16 protein-coding genes, 1 tRNA gene and 1 pseudogene are annotated in these 17,621 nt (G+C 65.9%); 6 read left to right on the plus strand and 12 right to left on the minus strand.

The features are described 5' to 3' along the window. Position 1 precedes the first annotated feature (1 nt). The 4 genes from rbbA to J2126_RS13410 all read right to left on the minus strand — a co-directional run bounded on the left by rbbA (position 2) and on the right by J2126_RS13410 (position 5,197). Complete coding sequence (gene rbbA / locus J2126_RS13395; protein ID WP_348634298.1) at positions 2–2,731, minus strand: ribosome-associated ATPase/putative transporter RbbA; 2,730 nt, start codon at positions 2,729–2,731, stop codon at positions 2–4. Continuing rightward, positions 2,728–3,765 carry an HlyD family secretion protein gene (locus tag J2126_RS13400; protein WP_209487440.1) on the minus strand — a complete coding sequence of 346 codons (1,038 nt, stop codon included), beginning with the start codon at positions 3,763–3,765 and terminating at the stop codon, positions 2,728–2,730. The genes rbbA and J2126_RS13400 overlap by 4 nt, the downstream gene beginning before the upstream one ends. Before the next feature lie 135 nt (positions 3,766–3,900). After that, a complete protein-coding gene (locus J2126_RS13405) occupies positions 3,901–4,710 on the minus strand; it encodes a DUF72 domain-containing protein (RefSeq protein WP_209487441.1) in 810 nt (269 codons plus the stop codon). Between the two features lie 25 nt (positions 4,711–4,735). Then, positions 4,736–5,197 (minus strand): Lrp/AsnC family transcriptional regulator, encoded by a 462-nt coding sequence (locus tag J2126_RS13410; RefSeq protein ID WP_209487442.1) that lies wholly within the window; start codon positions 5,195–5,197, stop codon positions 4,736–4,738. 152 nt (positions 5,198–5,349) lie between these two features. On the opposite strand from J2126_RS13410, the gene J2126_RS13415 reads away from it, so the two are divergent. Continuing rightward, positions 5,350–7,788: a transketolase gene (locus J2126_RS13415; RefSeq protein WP_245327318.1), complete on the plus strand. Its 2,439-nt coding sequence runs from the start codon at positions 5,350–5,352 to the stop codon at positions 7,786–7,788. 204 nt (positions 7,789–7,992) lie between these two features. Beyond that, a tRNA-Ser gene (locus J2126_RS13420) sits at positions 7,993–8,082 on the plus strand. A 158-nt stretch (positions 8,083–8,240) separates the two neighbouring features. On the opposite strand, the pseudogene J2126_RS13425 reads toward J2126_RS13420, so the two are convergent. Next, positions 8,241–9,056 (minus strand): annotated as a pseudogene (locus J2126_RS13425) (hypothetical protein); the annotation flags it as partial. Positions 9,057–9,378: 322 nt separating this feature from the next. Next, positions 9,379–9,663: a hypothetical protein gene (locus J2126_RS13430; RefSeq protein WP_209487443.1), complete on the minus strand. Its 285-nt coding sequence runs from the start codon at positions 9,661–9,663 to the stop codon at positions 9,379–9,381. A gap of 105 nt (positions 9,664–9,768) precedes the next feature. Here J2126_RS13430 and J2126_RS13435 point away from each other — a divergent pair, with 105 nt between their 5' ends. Beyond that, complete coding sequence (locus J2126_RS13435) at positions 9,769–10,005, plus strand: helix-turn-helix transcriptional regulator (protein WP_209487444.1); 237 nt, start codon at positions 9,769–9,771, stop codon at positions 10,003–10,005. Here the strand turns inward: J2126_RS13435 and J2126_RS13440 are convergent. The 4 genes from J2126_RS13440 to J2126_RS13455 form a co-directional block, all read right to left on the minus strand. After that, a complete protein-coding gene (locus J2126_RS13440) occupies positions 10,002–10,553 on the minus strand; it encodes a hypothetical protein (RefSeq protein ID WP_209487445.1) in 552 nt (183 codons plus the stop codon). The two genes, J2126_RS13435 and J2126_RS13440, sit on opposite strands and share 4 nt — an antisense overlap. A 148-nt stretch (positions 10,554–10,701) precedes the next feature. Then, positions 10,702–11,145 (minus strand): SH3 domain-containing protein, encoded by a 444-nt coding sequence (locus J2126_RS25785; RefSeq protein ID WP_209487446.1) that lies wholly within the window; start codon positions 11,143–11,145, stop codon positions 10,702–10,704. A gap of 320 nt (positions 11,146–11,465) precedes the next feature. Next, positions 11,466–12,239 carry a hypothetical protein gene (locus J2126_RS13450; protein ID WP_209487447.1) on the minus strand — a complete coding sequence of 258 codons (774 nt, stop codon included), beginning with the start codon at positions 12,237–12,239 and terminating at the stop codon, positions 11,466–11,468. Between the two features lie 139 nt (positions 12,240–12,378). Beyond that, on the minus strand, positions 12,379–12,621 hold the full coding sequence (locus J2126_RS13455) for a hypothetical protein (RefSeq protein ID WP_209487448.1): 243 nt from the start codon (positions 12,619–12,621) through the stop codon (positions 12,379–12,381). A gap of 229 nt (positions 12,622–12,850) precedes the next feature. Between J2126_RS13455 and J2126_RS13460 the strand changes: the two genes are divergently transcribed. Both J2126_RS13460 and J2126_RS13465 read left to right on the plus strand, forming a co-directional pair. After that, entirely contained in the window at positions 12,851–13,603 is a 753-nt protein-coding gene (locus J2126_RS13460) for a carbonic anhydrase (RefSeq protein ID WP_209487449.1), read from the plus strand. Positions 13,604–13,748: 145 nt separating this feature from the next. Beyond that, the gene (locus J2126_RS13465; protein ID WP_209487450.1) at positions 13,749–14,039 is read left to right on the plus strand and encodes a hypothetical protein; all 291 of its coding nucleotides are present in this window, start codon (positions 13,749–13,751) and stop codon (positions 14,037–14,039) included. 82 nt (positions 14,040–14,121) lie between these two features. On the opposite strand, the gene J2126_RS13470 is transcribed toward J2126_RS13465, so the two are convergent. Beyond that, positions 14,122–15,693 (minus strand): sensor domain-containing diguanylate cyclase, encoded by a 1,572-nt coding sequence (locus J2126_RS13470; protein WP_209487451.1) that lies wholly within the window; start codon positions 15,691–15,693, stop codon positions 14,122–14,124. Positions 15,694–16,118: 425 nt separating this feature from the next. Here J2126_RS13470 and J2126_RS13475 point away from each other — a divergent pair. Further along, positions 16,119–16,873 (plus strand): IS5 family transposase gene (locus J2126_RS13475; RefSeq protein WP_209487452.1). Its coding sequence is split into 2 segments (ribosomal slippage): positions 16,119–16,452 and positions 16,452–16,873, totalling 756 coding nucleotides; the frame shifts between segments, so codons are not numbered across the junction. Positions 16,874–17,366: 493 nt separating this feature from the next. Here the strand turns inward: J2126_RS13475 and J2126_RS13480 are convergent. Continuing rightward, positions 17,367–17,579, minus strand: a complete 213-nt coding sequence (locus tag J2126_RS13480) for a hypothetical protein (protein WP_209487453.1) — start codon at positions 17,577–17,579, stop codon at positions 17,367–17,369. Between the last annotated feature and the right edge of the window lie 42 nt (positions 17,580–17,621).

Consider the following 17,621-nt stretch of genomic DNA (forward strand, 5'->3'; position numbering starts at 1 on the left):
GTCAGGCCTCCTGCTTGCGCAGGATGAGGAAGGCGATGGCGAGCAACGCCGGCCAGAAGGCGGCGGTGGCCAGGATGAAGGGCACAAGCTCGGTGAAGCTCAGCCCCTTGGTGAAGGCGCCCACGCTCACCCGCATGAAATAGGTGGTGGGAAAGAAGGTGCCGAGCACCCATCCCCCGCCCTCCAGCGAGGCCACCGGCTGGAGCATGCCGGAGAATTGGGTGGAGGGCATCATGGTGCCGATGGCGGTGCCGAACAGGGCCGCCACCTGGGTGTTGGTGAGGGTGGAGGAGACGAGGCCGATGGCGGTGGTTGCCAGCACATAGGCGAAGGCCCCCAGCGCCAGCCCGAGGAACGAGCCCTTCAGCGGCACCCCGAACAGGAACAGCGCCATCAGCACCATGATGACGAAGTTGAACAGCGCCACCCCCACATAGGGCGCCTGCTTGCCGAGCAGGAATTCCAGCTTCGTCACCGGCGTGACGTAAAGGTTGGTGATGGAGCCCAGCTCCTTCTCCGTCACCACCCCCAGCGCGGTGAGGATGGCCGGGATGAAGATGAGCATCAGCGCGATGTTGGCCGGCACCATGGCGTCGAGGCTGCGGAAGGACTGGTTGTAGCGGTAGCGCATCTCCAGCCCGGCGAAGGTGGAATAGGCGCGCCCGGCCGCCTGCGCCGCATCGGCGAGGAAGAGGGTGTGAACCGCCTCCACATAGCCCTTGATGGTCTCGGCCCGGAACGGCATGGCGCCGTCGATGGTCACCAGCACCTCCGTCTGCCGCCCGGAGCGCAGATCCGCGCCGAAGCTCGGCGGCAGCTCGATGGCGAAGGCGATGGCGTTGGATTTCAGCCGCTGGTCGAGATCGTCCGGCGAGGTCAGCGCCGGCTGGATGCGGAAATAGGTGGAGTGGGCGAAGCCGTCGATATAGGCGCGGCTTTCCGGCGTCTGGTCGCGGTCGAGCACGGCGAAGCGCAGGCGATCCACGTCCAGCGTGATGCCGTAGCCGAAGATGATCATCAGGAACGCGGTGCCCAGCAGCGCGAAGGCGAGGCGCACCGGATCGCGCTTCAATTCCAGCGTCTCGCGCCAGGCATAGGCGGCGAGGCGGCGCGGGGAGAAGGCGGAGGGCCGCCCCGCGGGCCGCGGCTGGGGAGGGGGCAGGCGGGCCTGCGTGCCGGCGGCGCGTCCGCCCATCTCCATATAGGCGACGAAGGCCTCTTCGAGGCTCGCCGCGTGCTGCGCCTCCTTCAGCGCCTGCGGCGTGCCGGTGGCGATGACGCGGCCGGCGTGCATGAAGGAGATGCGGTCGCAACGCTCCGCTTCCCCCATGAAATGGGTGGAGACGAAGATGGTCACGCCCTCCTCCCGCGAAAGCCGCTGGAGGTGGTCCCAGAAGCCGTCCCGGGCCACCGGATCGACGCCGGAGGTGGGTTCGTCGAGGATCAGCACCTCCGGCTCGTGCAGCACCGCGACCGCCAGCGACAGGCGCTGGCGCACGCCCAGCGGCAGGCCGTCCGACAGGTCGTCCAGATGGTCGGTGAGGTCGAAGGTGGCGACGAGATCGGCGATGCGCTTTGCCGCCGCGTCCTCCGGCAAAGCGAACAGGCGGGCGTGCAGCTCCAGATTCTGCCGCACGGTGAGTTCGCCATAGAGCGAGAAGGCCTGCGACATGTAGCCGACGCGCCGGCGGGTCTCGATGTCCTTCGGGTCCACCGGCACGCCGAAGAGCAGCGCTTCGCCGGAGGACGCCGGCAGCAGGCCGGTGAGCATCTTCATGGTGGTGGACTTGCCGCAGCCGTTGGAGCCGAGGAAGCCGAAGATCTCGCCGCGGCGGATGGTGAAGCTCACATCGTCCACCGCCACGAAGTCACCGAAGCGGCGCGTGAGGCCGCGGGATTCGATGGCGATGGGTGCGTCCGGCGGAATGGCGGCGACGGGCAGCGAGGCTTCTCCGTCGCCGCGCTGCCCGTCCGGCAGCAAGGCGATGAAGGCGCGCTCCAGCGTCGGCTGACCGGTGCGGGCGAGGTGCTCGGCCGGGCTGGCGTCGGCGAGGATGCGGCCGCGATCCATCAGCACCACGCGGCCGAAGCGGGCGGCTTCCTCCATGTCGGCGGTGGCGACGAGGAGGGTGAGGTGTGGCCGGTCGGCGCGGATGGTGTCCACGAAGTCCCAGAACTGCCGGCGGGAGAGGGGATCGACGCCGGTGGTGGGCTCGTCCAGCAGCAGGAGGTCGGGGTCGTGGACCAATGCGCAGCACAGGCCGAGCTTCTGCTTCATGCCGCCCGAGAGCTTGCGCATGAGCCGGTCGGCGAACGGGTCGAGCCCGGTGGCAGCAAGCAGCGGGGCGACGCGGGCGCCCTTGGTCGCCGCGTCCTCGCCGAACAGGCGGGCGAAGAAGGCGATGTTCTCGGCCACCGAGAGATTGGGATAAAGATTGCGCCCCAGCCCCTGCGGCATGAAGGCGATGCGCGGCTGCGCCTCCTCCCGCGCGCGGCGGGACGCGAAGTCCGCCCCCAGCACCTCGACGCGGCCCGTCTGGATGCGCTTCGCACCGGCAATCAGGCCGAGGAGGGTGGACTTGCCCACCCCGTCCGGCCCGACGAGGGCGACGGCGGAGCCTTCCTGAATGGTGAGGTCCACGCCATCCACCGCCTGCGTCTTCCCATAGGCGTGGCGGATGCCGGCGAGCCGGACGGCGTCCGGGCGTGCCGCCGGAGCGGCCTCGCTCACTTCTTTGCTCCCGTATCCTTCGCTCCGCTGTCCTTGGCGGGCTCGCCGAATTCCTGCACGAGGTCGGACTCGAGCCACGCGGGCCATTGGGCGGCGGGATCGAGCCGCACGTAGCCGACGCCGGTGACGCCGGTCTTCACGTGCTCCAGATACTTCTCCACCAGCGGCCGGGCGACGCGGAGCTTGACGCGGAACATCATGCGGTCGCGCTCGCGCTGGGTCTCCACCTGCTTGGGGGTGAACTGGGCGCGGGCCGAGACGAAGGAGACGGCGGCCGGCACCGCGCGGTCGGGCAGGGGCTCCAGCAGCAGGCGTGCCGGCGTGCCGAGGCCGATGCGCCCGGCGTCGGCGGCGGGCAGGAAGATGGTCATGTAGACGTCGGAGAGATCGATGAAGGTCAGCACCTTGCCGCCCGCGCCCAGCACCTCCCCCGGCTCTGCGAGGCGGTAGATCACCCGTCCGGACTTGGGGGCGATGAGGGTGCCGTCGGCCACGAGGCGCTTCAGGCGGTCAACCTCGGCTTCCGCCGCACGGATGGCGCTCTCGCTCGCCGCGAGGCTGGACTGGGCAGCGGCGAGCGCGGCGGCGGCGGTGAGCTTGGTGGTGCGATACTGGTCCACCTTCTGCTCGGTGGCGAAGCCCTTGGAAACCAGCGTCTCCTGCCGCTCCAGTTCCTTGGTGGCGAGGTCCAGCTCGCCCTTGCGCTGCTCCACCACATGAAAGGCGGTGTCGCGGGACTGGCGCGCCTGCGCCGCCTGCGCATCCGCCGTGCGCAGGGCCGCCTCGAGGTCCGAGACGTCTATGTGGGCGACCACCTGCCCCTGCCTGATGAAGTCGCCTTCCTCGGCGAGCACGTCCAGCAGGCGGCCGGCGGCCTTGGTGGCCACGTCCACCTCGGTGGCCTCGATGCGCCCGTTGCCCTCGGCGAAGCCGGGCGGCAGGGCGCGGCTGCGATGCGCGAGATACCACGCCCCGGCACCGCCTGCGGCCGCGAGGGCGACGATGACGGCAAGGATGGCGAGGGAGCGCTTCATGGGGACACCTTCAGGGGCTGGGCACGCCCCCGCGATGCCGCACGAGAGTGGCACTCCCGCGGGGCGTCGGGAACCGTCTCTGTCAACACTTTACCGCAGCGCACACGTCTGGCGTTGATTGAGGTCAACGGCTGTTTACTCGCCGTCCACCTCCCGCTGCAAGGCGATGGCGCCGGCCGGGTTGCGCACTTTCGCACCGCCGATGAGGTAGAGGAAGACATCGCGCGTGTCGGCCTTCTTTCCCTTCGCGGCCTTTGCAGGTGTCCCCGCCTGCGGCAGGCCCTCGGGTACCTTGCCGGCCTCCCAGTCCTTCGCCGCCTTGGCCCAGCGCGCGAGGTCGGAGGCGCCATAGCCGGTCTCGATCTCCTCGGCGGTCTGCTGGAGACGGGCGTAGGTGAAGTCCGCCGTCAGGTCGGCGATGGCGGGATAGGTCTCGTGGTCCGCGTAGACGATGGCGAAGTTGTGCTTGCGGGCCAGCGCCACGAACTCGGGCACCACGAACGAAGGGTGCCGCACCTCCAGAGCATGGCGCAGGGCGACGCCTTCATGCGCCTTCGGCAGCAGCGCCATGAAGGCGGCCATGTCGTCCGGATCGAAGGCTTTCGTCGCCGCGAACTGCCAGTTGATGGGGCCAAGCCGGTCGCCCATCTCCACGATGCCGCTCGAAATGAACTTGCCGACGCTTTCCTCCGCCTCCGCCAGCACGCGGCGCTGGGTGACGTAGCGCGTGGCTTTCAACGCGAAGACGAAGCCGTCGGGCACCTGCCGCGCCCAGTCGGCGCAGGATTTGGCGGAGGGCGTGCGGTAGAAGGTGCCGTTGATCTCGATGGTCTTCAGCACGGAGGCCGCGTGCCGCAGCTCCTTCGCGTGGGGCAGGCCTTCGGGATAGAAGACGCCGCGCCACGGCTCGAACGTCCAGCCGCCGATGCCGACGCATATGGCCATCTGATGCTCCTCTCGCATCCGGCCGTCACGGCAGCGGCAGGATGTTGGAATATTTCACCTGTTCCAGCGCGAAGGAGCTTTCGATGGAGGCGATGCCGTCGAGCCGCGTGAGCTTCTCCTTCAGGAAGCGCTCATAGGCGTCGAGATCGGCCGCCACCACCCGTAAAAGGTAATCGCGCGGGCCAGTCATCAGATAGCATTCCAGCACCTCCGGCCAGCCCCGGATGGCGGCGGAGAAGCTATCCAGCGCCTCCTCCTGCTGGCGCTCCAGCTTGATGGAGACGAACACGCTCACCGGCAGCCCCGCCTTGCGCTGGTCGAGCACCGCCGCATAGCGGGCGATGAGCCCTTCCTCCTCCAGCGCCTTCACCCGCCTCAGGCAGGGCGAGGGAGAGAGGCCGACCTCGCCGGACAGCTCCGCAATGCTCTTGCGGCCATCGGCCTGCAGGGCGGCGAGGATTTTCCGGTCGATGGCATCGAGGCGCATGAATCCGCTCCATCGGGTGCGTCTAGTAGCATTTTATGGCGCGAGCTGCGGTAACGTAAGGGCGATTTGACCGGAAACGCCGCTTGGCCCGCGCTAAACTCGTGACCGGGCCGATGCTGCGGCCCCGGAAGAATTCCGCCCGAGGAAACGCCATGGCCTCCCCCCGTTCCACCGCGCCCGTCCTGCGCGCCCAACCCGCCCCGCCCTCGGCCGCCGATCTCGCGATCCTCGGCGAGCTGGAGAAGAAGGTGCTGTGGCTGGCGAGCTGGATGATCCACAACGCCAACCATCTGCGGCCCGCCGCGGACGGCCTGAAGGTCGGCGGACATCAGGCCTCCTCCGCCTCCCTCGCCGCCATCATGAGCGCGCTCTATTTCCACGTGCTGCGCCCGCAGGACCGGGTGGCGGTGAAGCCGCACGCGAGCCCCATCTTCCACGCCATCCAGTATCTGTTCGGCCGACAGGACCGCGCGCGGCTCGAAAATTTCCGCGGCTTCAAGGGCGCGCAATCCTACCCCTCGCGCACCAAGGATGCCGACGACGTGGACTTCTCCACCGGCTCGGTGGGCCTCGGCGTGGCGCAGACCCTGTTTGCCAGCCTGGCGCAGGATTACGTCCACGCCCACGGCCTCGCCGGCGACCGGCCCAAGGGGCGGATGATCGCCCTCGTGGGCGACGCGGAGCTGGACGAGGGCAACGTCTTCGAGGCCCTGCTGGAGGGCTGGAAGCACGAGGTGCGCAACACCTGGTGGATCATCGACTACAACCGCCAGAGCCTCGACGGCGTGGTGCGCGAAGGCCTCTACGAGCGTTTCACCGGCATCTTCGAGGCCATGGGCTGGCAGGTGGTCGTGCTGAAATACGGCACCCTCCAGCAGGCCGCCTTCGCCGAGCCCGGCGGCGATGCGCTCAAGCGCTGGATCGACGCCTGCCCCAATGCCGAATATTCCGCCCTGACCTTCCAGGGCGGCGCCGCCTGGCGCAAGCGCCTGATGGACGACCTCGGCGACCAGGGCGACGTCTCCGCCCTCATCGGCCGGCGCTCGGACGCCGAACTGTCCGCGCTGATAACCAATCTCGGCGGCCATGACATCGCCTCCCTCATCGCCGCCTTCGACGCCATCGACCACGACCGGCCGGTGGCCTTCCTCTGCTACACGGTGAAGGGCTTCGGCCTGCCGCTGGCCGGCCACAAGGACAACCACGCCGGCCTCATGACCCCCACCCAGATGGAGGCGCTGCGTGCGTCCATGAACGTGGGCGCCGGGCGCGAATGGGAGCCGTTCGAGGGGCTGAAGCATCCTGAAGGCGAGCTGCGCGCCTTCCTCGATCGCGTGCCCTTCGCGCAGGGCGGCCCGCGCCGCTATGCCGACCCCGCGCTCAAGGTGCCGGCGCTGGCGCCGCCGCCCAATCCCAGCATCTCCACCCAGGCGGGGTTCGGCCTCATCCTTCAGGATCTCGCCAAGGGCGACAGCCCGCTCGCGGACCGGATCGTCACAACCTCGCCTGATGTGACCGTCTCCACCAATCTCGGGCCGTGGGTGAACCGGCGCGGCCTGTTCGCCCATGAGGCGCTGGCCGACGTGTTCCGGCGCGAGCGCATCCCCTCCACCTTCGCCTGGGAGTTCTCGCCCAAGGGCCAGCACATGGAACTCGGCATCGCCGAGATGAACCTGTTCCTGACGCTCTCCGCCTTCGGCCTCTCCCATTCCCTGTTCGGCGCCCGCCTCGTGCCGGTCGGCACGCTCTACGACCCCTTCATCTGCCGCGGGCTCGATGCGCTGAACTATGCCTGCTACCAGGATGCCCGCTTCATCCTCGTGGCGACGCCCTCCGGCATCACGCTCGCGCCCGAGGGTGGGGCGCACCAGTCGATCTCGACGCCGCTCATCGGCATGGCGCAGGACGGCCTTGCCGCCTTCGAGCCGGCGTTCGTGGATGAGCTGGCGGTGCTGATGGAATTTGCCTTCGACTATGTGCAGCGCGACGGGGATGGCGCGCCGGACGAGCGCAACTGGCTGCGCGACGAAACCGGCGGCTCCATCTATTTCCGCCTGTCCACCCGCCCGCTGGAGCAGCCGAAGCGTGTCCTCACCGAAGGGCAGAAGCGTGGCATTGTGGACGGTGCCTACTGGCTGCGCGAGCCGGGCCCCAATTGCGACGTGGTGATTGCGGTGCAGGGCGCGGTGACGCCCGAGGCCATCGACGCGGTGGCGCTCATCGCCGAGGACCGGCGGGACGTGGGCCTGCTGGCCGTCACCTCCGCCGATCGCCTCAACGCCGGCTGGACCGCTGCCGCCCGCGCCCGCGAGCGCGGCTTTGCGGGGGCGCAGAGCCATGTGGAGCGGCTGCTGTCGCCTCTGCCGCGCCATTGCGGGCTCGTCACCGTCATCGACGGCCATCCCGCGACGCTGGGCTGGCTCGGTGCCGTCGCCGGCCACCGGGTGCGGGCGCTGGGCGTCGAGCATTTCGGCCAGACTGGAACGCTGGCCGACCTCTATGCCCACTACGGCCTCGACACCGCCGCCATCATCGCCGCCGCCCAGGGCATCTCCTCCGGCCGGCCGCTGCGGCACCTGAAGGCGGTGTGAAGGCGCGGCGCGGCGCCCCATAGCGCCGCTGGACTCTTGCGGCCCAGCGGCGGCTCCCCGTGTCCGCGGTGAAGACCGGTTCGTGTCTCCGCGACGGACCTTTGCGCGACCGCTTGTCCTTCGCTCCAACGTCCGCTAGAAGCGCAGGACCACGCCACCGGCGCCCACGGATCCCTCGCGGACCTCCTCCGGCGCCGGCTCTGCGGAGAGGTGGCAGAGTGGTCGAATGCACCGCACTCGAAATGCGGCATACGGGCAACCGTATCGGGGGTTCGAATCCCTCCCTCTCCGCCAGTTTAAACAACTAAGCATCTGAAAATAAATTGATATTTTAGGTGGCACGAAGTCGTGCCCCAGCATCTGCCCCAGCACGTGCGTTAGCTCGTGGTGGTCCACGGTGGACACAAGCGGGATTTGCCGAGACCATGCGGGAAGAGGCGGGACGGCGGCGCTCAGGCCGCCTCCCATACACGGTTCAGGATCTGCGCGGCGAGCGCGGCCTTGTCCTGCGGCAGGAACCGGCCGTAGTGGCTGGCGACCATCTCGGGCGTGTCCTGAATGGCGTAGCTCGCCTGTTCGTAGGAGCCCGTCACCTTCAGAATGTGCGTCGCCAGCACGTCTCGCACGTTGTGCGGCCCATGCGGCAGCAGACCCTTGATGGCGCCCCGCTCGGTATAGGGGTTGTAGATGCCATAGCGCTGTATCGTCTGCCGCCACGCCTCATAGAACGTGTTCTGGCAATACGCCGGGTCCGCCGTCTTGGCCTTCACCGACTTGACGAAGAAGGTGCGGGGATCAGAGGCGCCACGCAGGAGCACCTTCCGGTGCCGGTCGATATAGGCGTCGATGTAGTGATAGAGGCTGCCGAGGTCGGGCAGCACCAGGCGGAACGGCTTCGAGCCGAAATAGGACGAGGTGGCGTTCTTGAAGGCGCACGCCGGAATGAACACCTCCCAGCCCTGATCTCGCTCGCTCCAACGTAGCTCTCCTCGCTTTGCATCCTCAAGCTGGCGCTCCGTCGCTGGCGCCTGCCCGCGTGGGCAGACAAGAAGCTGCCGAAGGTTCTTCTGCCGAAGGCCGAGGTGAAGACCGAGGCGGATCATCAGGAAGGATCGGACCGCCTCGGCTGCCGCCACTGGATAGCGCTTGGCGTCGGGCATGAGGCGGAGGATCTCCGCGGGGATCTTCAAATACTCCCGCACCGGGCTTTCCGCCTCGAGCACCGCCAGGATCGGCTCGAACGGATCACGATGGACGCGCACGACGCGGTTGTGTCGCCGTGCCTTTCCATGTGAAGAGCGAGCGCCTCCGCAAAGGTCGAAGGGTCATCCCATTCGCCTTCTCGGGCGGCAGGGAATTCGACGATGGCTTTGGGCTTCGGTCCAGTCTTCCAATCGCGCTTCCTCTTCGTCTCGGGCGCCTCGTCTTCGGAGGGCTCTGACGTCAGCAGCGGGCGAGGCTGGCCAGTCGCCTCGACGGAGGCAGTCGCTGGCCGCTTGGACCGAGTGGACTGCGTTTTGCGCTTTCTCAAAGAGATTTCGCGAGCGAGCGCGTCTACGACAGGGACTAGCCCGGGGCCGGCTCGAAGCATCACCTGCGCATCGATCCCGCACGACGCTGCAACCGAGGGCCAATCCGGCGCACCGCGCGGTCCTCGGCGAGAGCGTTCTCCAGCTTGCGGATCACCTCGGCCCGGTGAGCGCCGCGCGACACGACAATGTAGCGCTTGAGCACCGCCCAATCTGTCACCGGGGCGTTGCGGGCCTCGTGCCACGCCTGCCGCAGGTGGGCGGCGAAGGCGGGCCGGCTGTAGGGCGCCATGGACTGGCGCAGGAGCGACCAGGCGCGGCGCATGATGTGGGAGAGGTTGGGCATAATCGTCTCCGCTTGAGAATTTCTCAAGTAGGATTGGATTAACCTCAACTTGCGGCAGCGTCAAGCGCACTTGAGAAAAAAACAAGCGGACGCTATACCAGCTGCATGATTACACCACAGCAGATCCGCGGGGCCCGCGCCATGTTGGGGCTCACCCAGGCCGACCTCGCCAAGGCGGCGGGCATTTCCGCAACAGCCCTCAACAACATCGAACGAGGCTCCGCCGATCCGAAGGCATCGACCCTGCTCGCCATTCAGAAGGCCCTCGAAGCCGCTGGCGTGATCTTCGTGGCAGAGAACGGCGAGGGGCCGGGGGTGCGATTGAGGAAGGGCGGGCCCTAGCTCCCTTCGCTCCAGCGCACCGCGACCAGTCCATCAAGGGCTTCTGCCGCGCGCCCTATTGCCCTGTAATTTGGCTTCGGGCGACCTATCCAGCCGCCCCTTCGGAAGTAGGTTTTGGTGCCGGCCATACTATCTAAATCGGACATGGAAATATTTAGCTCGAAGGCCCTATTGCGAATCTGATCAATCGCGGGAAACCCTGAGTTATTGTAAGGTTTTCGCTTCTTTTTGAGTCCCATGCCACCGGCTTTTACGCCTATTTTCTGCAACGTGAGGCCAGGGAACGCAGCGAGCAGCGCTTCGCCGCTCAGAACGGGATACAGCCGTCGCAGACGAGCCTCTTCTGACCCGGTCCACATGTGGAGACGGGTTACCAGTCCCATAGCGCGAGCCTGGAAGCGGCATGCTGCCAGGGTGCGCCTCTCCAATACTTTGAGCGCCCTCGTGTAATCGGGATAGATCACGGCCAGCAGAGCCATTTCCCGCGCTGTCCAAACCGGCCGCCCACCCGGCGCCATACCGGTCTTCGCAATGCGCTCTCTGGCCATCTCTGCCATCCTCGCGCCCCTGGCTGCCCACCGCAGTCCCATGCTCGGCTCCTCGGTCGGAACGCGAGCGTGATCCCATGGAAGCAGCAGGGAAAGGCGACGCCGGCAATGATCCTCGCTATCCTCAGCCTGGTCCGAGCTACCGCAGTCAGTGCCTGCTGCGATACTTTTCCACCATCTGCGCCGTGACGTCGCTTTCGTAGCAGATCGGCGCATAGCCTCCCGGCTTCGAATAGGCACTTCGCGCGCCGCATCGTCGGCCTCCTCGATCTGTGTCATAGGGGCATGCGCAGGAGCCCGGATAGCCGGCGCGCGATTCCGCGATGAGACGCTGGGCGATGACGGCAACCGACAACGCGGGCGCTGGGGGTGGCTTCACCTGCGGAACCGGCTTCGCGGGCTTTGCTGGCTCTACGCGGTCCTGGCCGTCGAGTGGACCGAGGAGCCTGGAGAACACCCATCCTTCCCGGCCTGTCACCGGGTGCCGCACCTTGGACCATTCGCCGGCGCGGTCGATTTCTTCCACCTTCAGACCCTTCGCGAGCCGATCGATGATCGCGTCGTCTCGCGATGGCCCGGCCCGGAATGCCACGTCAGATCCCCTGACCTGCAGGCGGGCCGGTTCCGGCGCCGTCGGTAGGATCTTCGTGGACGTTGGCGGTGCGAGCGAAGCCGGAGAACCGGACGGCGGGACCGTCGGTCGGCTCGGGGCTACTGCCTGCTGAGATGGACCACTCGAACTCTGCGGCGCCCTGTTGCCGCTCCCGAGCTGTCCGATGAGCCAAAGGGCGCCCCCGATGGCCACGACGGCTATGGTCGCGCGGCGCCCCATTTCAGGTGCGCATTAAGCCGGCGGCGCCGGCGGACGGCGCAGGCGCCGCCTCGCAAGATCTGGATGCGAGCAAACAGCCGTCAGGCGCGGAACGGCGCCTCTTGCGCCACATCGACCTCATGACGCTCGCCACCCACGTTGATCGTGATCCGATAGGCCTTCTGATCTCCCGTCGACGTCTGCGGCGGGTCGAAAACCACCTGCCCGCCGTACCATTCGCCGGGCATCATCGTGTTGTCCTTGATCACGTCGCGCTCCAGAGCGGCCATGTTCTGTTGGCCGCGCTCGACTGCAGAATTGATCATCTGGGCATTCTGGTAGGAGGCGTTCGCTTGGGCGATGGCGTTGGCTGTGGGGCTATAACCGGAAGTCACGACCGTCGCCGATCCATAGGGCGAGTAGACCCGCGATGTGCTGTTGTAATAGCCGGCGTTGGCCGCAGCCGCGGCGTTGGCGCCCGCGGCAACACCAACGAGCACGGCCGTTATCACTTGGCGCGTCTGCTCTTCGCGCACGAGCTCCTCGTAACTGTAGACCTTGAGCGGCTTCACCGGCTGACCATCGATCAGCTGCTCGACCGTGATGTCTTCAGCCTTCAGGGTGATCGCTGCGCCGGTAGCGTTGAACACGCCCACCACGTAGACGGGCCGGGCTCCTGGCCGGAGGCCGCGAGAGGCCGGCCGAACGAGGGCTACCGTCTTTGTCTTCTTAGACACTAAGGCCGGCTGCCCGTCGCGCACGATGGCTTCCTGTTGGGCCTTCGGCTGGAACCGGGCCACTTCGGTCGTGACACAGCCCGCCATGAAGAGCGCAGCCGTCGCCGACGCGCCGACGCGAATTCCCCGCCTCAGCATGATTTTCCCACCCCCAACCTTTAGGGGCATCGTCGGAGATATGCAGCCGGCTGTCGAGATGAGTTAACGTTCAGTTAACAACCTGAGGCAGCAGCGTGGCTGTGGCGCCACACTGCGCCGCGAGGCTGAGATGCCCGGTCTATTGCCCCACGGCATCCTTCACGCACTTCGTGGTGAAGCTGGTTTGCGCTGCGCCATGTAGCTTCTTGTCGGCTGCCTGGGTATTGCAAGCCGCCGTCGCATCCTTCTGGCACTTTCCGATAAAGGACGTCCGGGCCGCGCCGGCGAGCTTCTTCGCGTCGGCGTTGGCAACGCAGGTATCAGCCGAGGCGGCGGCAGCCGAAAGCGACAGCAGGGCGAACGCGATTGCGAACGTCTTCATGAGTCCCTCCCAGAGGTGGTGACGGGAGGCTATCACCAGCCGAGACGACGTTCGACGGTGCCGGAACGTCAGACGCCGAGCCGCCTTCGCCGCTCTCTCCGGAGCACCGACCGCCCTCGACTGATCCGTTCCGGAAAAGTCCCGGCTTTCGCACGCCCCAGCGGCCCTGATAAGCTTGGCCGCAGCGGGCCGAATGCTGAAGGCGCCCGCCGCCCAAGGGGGAGAAATCATGAGCATCAATCGCCGCACGCTGCTCGCGGGCCTTGTCGCCTGCCCGGTCTGCGCCAGCGCGGCCCGCGCGTCCGAGGGGGCGCACTGGACCTATGAGGGCCACGGCGGCCCGCAGGAATGGGGCTCGCTGGAGAAGGGCTTCTCGGCCTGCTCGGTCGGCACCCAGCAGTCGCCCATTAATCTTGAAGGCGCGGTGAAAGCCGAGAGCGCCGGCCCCATGCTCGCGTGGAAACCGTTCGCCTACAAGGTGGTGAACAATGGCCACACCATTCAGGCCGACGTGACCGGGGACGGCGGCACCGCCACCCTCGGCGGCAAGACCTATGCGCTGAAGCAGTTCCACTTCCATGCGCCGAGCGAGCACGCCGTGGACGGCAAGCGCACCGCCATGGAAGCGCATTTCGTCCATGCGGCGCCCGAGGGCGGGCTTCTGGTGGCGGGCGTCTTCATGGTGCCCGGCACGGCCAATGCCGCTCTCTCCACCATCATGGCGGCGGCGCCGCGCACGGCCGGAGACAAGACGCTGGCCGCCCCGCTCGATCCGGCTGGCTTTCTGCCATCGGCCCGCGGCACCTATCGCTACGAGGGGTCGCTGACCACCCCGCCCTGCTCTGAAATCGTGGACTGGAACGTGTTCGCGGCGCCCATCGAAGTGGCGCAGGCGGATATCGACGCCTTCCGCGCCATCTTCCCCATGAACGCCCGCCCGCTGCAGGCAGTGAACCGGCGCTTCCTGCTGCGCCTCAACTGAGACAAAGCGCGCACTGATACGGCCCCAACCCATTGCGGACCGTCAATTGCGGGGGGAGGACGGCGCGTCCTCCCTAGTCGCGGTCGGCGAAGTTCACCTAAAGCGGCGCCCATGCTACATTTAGGCGAGCTTATGGAGAAGCGAGATGGATCCGCAGAGTAGATTGCTCGATCTCACAGATTCTGAACGCGCATTTCATAAAGACATGCACGGCCTTTCAATTGACAAGGATGGAAGCGAAATATTGTCCGGACTTACGCATGAGGAATCAGTTTTTTATATCGAATGCCTTCATCTTCGCGCTGCAAATTCGGATGCGGTCAGAGGGAGGGATTTTGACAGATGGGTCGGCTTGGATGAAAAACATGAACACGCCCGTTTCAGAGTGATCGCTGCCGACGCTGAAGCGAAATGCGCCTCTAAATCAGCATCGTAAGCTTATCCTGCCTGTACTCGAGAGATGCGGGCGGCGTCGCCCGTGCATCGGTCGTGCACCGGCGGGACACCAGACAATCCATCTACCCGCCGAGTGTCACGTCGGTTGCCCCGACGGCGTTATCGAATTCGTCCGGCTGGTAGATCACAACGCGGTTCCTGCCCGCGCCCTTAGCCTCATAAAGCGCACGATCCGCCCGCGCGACGATGTCTGCTCCCGATGTCGTTGGGTCCGCCAGCGTCACTGAAATGCCTATGCTCACAGTGACCTTGCCAAGTGCCGGCTCGTTCGGACAGGGCTCCATCGAAGCAATCGCCAGCCGCATCCGCTCGGCGATGAAGCTGGCCCCTCCCGTCTCGGTCGCAGGAAGTATGACAGTGAACTCTTCTCCGCCGTAGCGGGCGGCGAAGTCGCCGGGCCGGCGGATGGCCCGCGAGATTTCCTTGGCAATCCGCGCCAGAACCACGTCGCCCACCGCGTGTCCAAAATTGTCGTTGACGCGCTTGAAGTGATCGACATCGAGCATCAGCACCGCAAGGGACGTGCGGTGCCTCGCGGCGCGGCGCATTTCCGAAGCCAGCGCCAGATCGAAGGCCCGGCGATTGGGCAAGCTCGTGAGCTCGTCCGTGACAGCCAGAACTTCCAGTTGCTCCTCGACTTCCTGACTTCGCCGGAGAGCAAGCCGGAGCACGCGGACCAGCACAATGAACAGAATGCACATTCCGATCGTGAGCGCAGAGGAAATCAGAGCAAATTCGGTCCATTCAGCCATGGCCGCCGCCGGCGAAATGCCAACGGAGAGAAGGAGAGGATAGTCGCCGATGATCGTGTAAAGGTAATAGCGATCGATGCCATCCAGCCGCGACCGTTCGCTGAATCGTTCGCCAGGCCTTGCGATCATCCTTTGAAACACGGGAGAGGCAGCGACGCTAATGCCGGAATTCCCCTTGCCATCGGTCGAGGGCGATCGAAGGATCACCGTCCCATCCGTGCGCGTGATGGCGATCACGCTTTCCGGCCCGAGATTGATGGAGTTGAGGAGCGACTGGAAAAAGGCGAGGCGGAGCGCTGCTGCCACGGTGCCTTCGAACTGGCCATCCGGGCCGGAGATGCGCCGGCTCAAGGCAATGCTCGGGTCATTGTCGCGCAGCCGGCTCAGGAATGGCGCGCTCACATACGTGCCGGTCTTCCCATTCACCTGCGCTTTGAAATAATCCCGGTCTGCAAAATTCATCTGGTGCTGCTGAGATGACCCCGACTCCTCGATGAGGTTTCCGTCGCGATCAAGAATTACCAGCGCACCGAGGTATCGGGCGCTTGCGGCTCGGTCGAACAACACCATGCGCCGGATCTCCGGCGTCAGATTCCTCACCGCCTCTGCGGTAAAGGCGTCCTCGGCGCCGCGCAGCGTCAGATCGATGACGGTCAAGTTCCGTTCGATGTTGGCCGCAACGGTATTCAGGACGTTCTCTGCGGAGTGGACCGCGAGCTGCCAGGTGGCCTGATAGGATCGCCAGAGGGTCAGACCTTGGGCAAGGATAATGACAGCAACCAGCGTCACCACAATCAGCGGCACATACGCCCCGGCTATTAGACGCCGCATAATCGATCCGCTCGCGAGCAATCCGGACGGTGCCCTGACGATGGGAAACATGCACTTCAGGCTGTGAAATGGCAACCGCGCCGGAAGTAGGGCTTGGGCAGTTAGCTCCCGGCGCTTAGCTTATCAAGGACGCATCTTCCATGGTTTTAGACTGGCGCTCAGCTCAATGTCGCAATAGGCTTCCCTTGCGATAGGTTGGCTTACGGCCGAGAACGTCGCTCCCGGTCATCCCTACGCCGGGAATCCGGTCCCTGAAAGGGCCGGAGGACGCGGAGCCGGGATGAACGCCCCCGCTAGCCCCCGGCTCCGCTCCCATCATCGAAGAAAAGTCCACTCCGTTGAACAAAGTCGCAATTGCTTGCACTTTTGACGCCGAGCTGCGGTGTTGCGTGTATAGTGTGGTGGCCCGCCTCTAGGCTCAGGACCTATTAATCTGCCTTGAGTTGTGATTCACAGTCTCCATTGAGGAGGCTTGCATGGGTGATTTGTTCCTGCTGAGCGAGCGGCAGATGGCTCGGATCTCGCCCTTCTTTCCGTTGGCCCATGGGGTGCCGCGCGTCGATGACCGCCGGGTGGTGAGCGGCATCGTCTATGTGATCCGCAACGGCCTGCAATGGAAGGATGCGCCGAAGGACTACGGCCCGCACAAGACGCTGTACAACCGCTTCATCCGCTGGAGCCGGCTCGGGGTCTTCGACCGTATCTTCGCCAACCTCGCCGGCGAAGGGCCCAGACCGGAGCGCATCATGATCGACGCCACCCACCTGAAGGCCCACCGCACGGCGGCAAGCCTGCTTAAAAAGGGGATGTTCCCCGTCGTATCGGGCGCACCAAAGGCGGCCTGAACTCCAAGCTCCACACCGTCTGCGATGGTGAGGGCCGGCCGATCATCATGGCGCTGTCGGAGGGCCAGATGAGCGACCACAAGGGTGCCCGCCTCGTCCTCGATGCCTTGCCGCCGGCGAGATGCCTGATCGCCGACCGGGGCTACGACAGTGCCTGGTTCCGCCAGGCACTGGCCGCCAAGGGCATCGATCCCTGCATTCCTTCATCGCGGAGCCGCAAGCGGCCTTATCCCTACGACAAAACCCTCTACCGGCAGCGCCACAAGGTTGAGAACCTGTTCGCCAAACTCAAGGACTGGCGCCGCATCGCCACCCGCTACGACCGTTGCGCTCACACCTTCTTCTCAGCCATCTGCATCGCAGCTACCGTCATCTTCTGGCTCTGATTAGTGAGTCCTGAGCCTAGCCCTGATCGAGGCGGGTGGAAGCCGGGTGGTCTGCCCCGGTAGGTCGCTCGGCTTGCCCTCATTTGAGATGGTTCAGACAGTGATCCGGGCGGTGTCCGCACATGCCTACCCGGCTCGTGCTGCTCTGCTTCAGGTTGCGCTAGCTTGCCGAGCCCACCACGGTCCAAGTTTCACACGGGGTAGGCAGCCGGACGGTGGACAGCAGTCGCCGTCCGGTTCACCCCCTCAATGCACCACCTCGCCCTCGCCGAACGTAAGGTCGAGCGCGGCGGCCCTCAATGACAGAAGAGGTAGGCCTTACAAGAGCTTCAGCCTAGCAGGCAGCCGCCCACAACCCGTAATGAGGGACACAATGAACAGGCCGAGGACCGTGCTGGTGGCGGATCGTTTCGTCGCCGCGGAGCGAGATGGCGACGAGCCCCGTGTCCTGCTCGTGGTTCAGGATGACCGCGGCGCTGAAGGAGCAGTGTCGCTACCAGCAGGCCAAATGCTCGCAGCTCTGCCTAGCGTTGAGGATGCAGCAATCGATGTTCTGGACGCAACCGGATCGGATATAGGTCACGCCTACATCGTGGCCCATCAGGTTTCCGCTCACCACGATGAGAAAGGCGTGTTTGTGGAAATCAATGTACCTGGTCGCCTTCACCCTGCGCGCGTTGGCCTGACGTTCGATCAGGCTCGCCAACTACGGAATTTCCTGGCCACAGCGATAGCGGGGAGAGACTGA

The organism is Xanthobacter flavus, assembly GCF_017875275.1.
GTDB classification, from domain to species: Bacteria; Pseudomonadota; Alphaproteobacteria; order Rhizobiales; family Xanthobacteraceae; genus Xanthobacter; species Xanthobacter flavus_A.

Bases quoted from the DNA above. Each gene is read 5' to 3' on its own strand.
- J2126_RS13400 (WP_209487440.1), bottom strand. From the start codon at position 3,765: ATGAAGCGCTCCCTCGCCATCCTTGCCGTCATCGTCGCCCTCGCGGCC.
- J2126_RS13405 (WP_209487441.1), bottom strand. From the start codon at position 4,710: ATGGCCATATGCGTCGGCATCGGCGGCTGGACGTTCGAGCCGTGGCGC.
- J2126_RS13410 (WP_209487442.1), bottom strand. From the start codon at position 5,197: ATGCGCCTCGATGCCATCGACCGGAAAATCCTCGCCGCCCTGCAGGCC.
- J2126_RS13415 (WP_245327318.1), top strand. From the start codon at position 5,350: ATGGCCTCCCCCCGTTCCACCGCGCCCGTCCTGCGCGCCCAACCCGCC.
- J2126_RS13430 (WP_209487443.1), bottom strand. From the start codon at position 9,663: ATGCCCAACCTCTCCCACATCATGCGCCGCGCCTGGTCGCTCCTGCGC.
- J2126_RS13435 (WP_209487444.1), top strand. From the start codon at position 9,769: ATGATTACACCACAGCAGATCCGCGGGGCCCGCGCCATGTTGGGGCTC.
- J2126_RS13440 (WP_209487445.1), bottom strand. From the start codon at position 10,553: ATGGCCAGAGAGCGCATTGCGAAGACCGGTATGGCGCCGGGTGGGCGG.
- J2126_RS13450 (WP_209487447.1), bottom strand. From the start codon at position 12,239: ATGCTGAGGCGGGGAATTCGCGTCGGCGCGTCGGCGACGGCTGCGCTC.
- J2126_RS13455 (WP_209487448.1), bottom strand. From the start codon at position 12,621: ATGAAGACGTTCGCAATCGCGTTCGCCCTGCTGTCGCTTTCGGCTGCC.
- J2126_RS13460 (WP_209487449.1), top strand. From the start codon at position 12,851: ATGAGCATCAATCGCCGCACGCTGCTCGCGGGCCTTGTCGCCTGCCCG.
- J2126_RS13465 (WP_209487450.1), top strand. From the start codon at position 13,749: ATGGATCCGCAGAGTAGATTGCTCGATCTCACAGATTCTGAACGCGCA.
- J2126_RS13470 (WP_209487451.1), bottom strand. From the start codon at position 15,693: ATGTTTCCCATCGTCAGGGCACCGTCCGGATTGCTCGCGAGCGGATCG.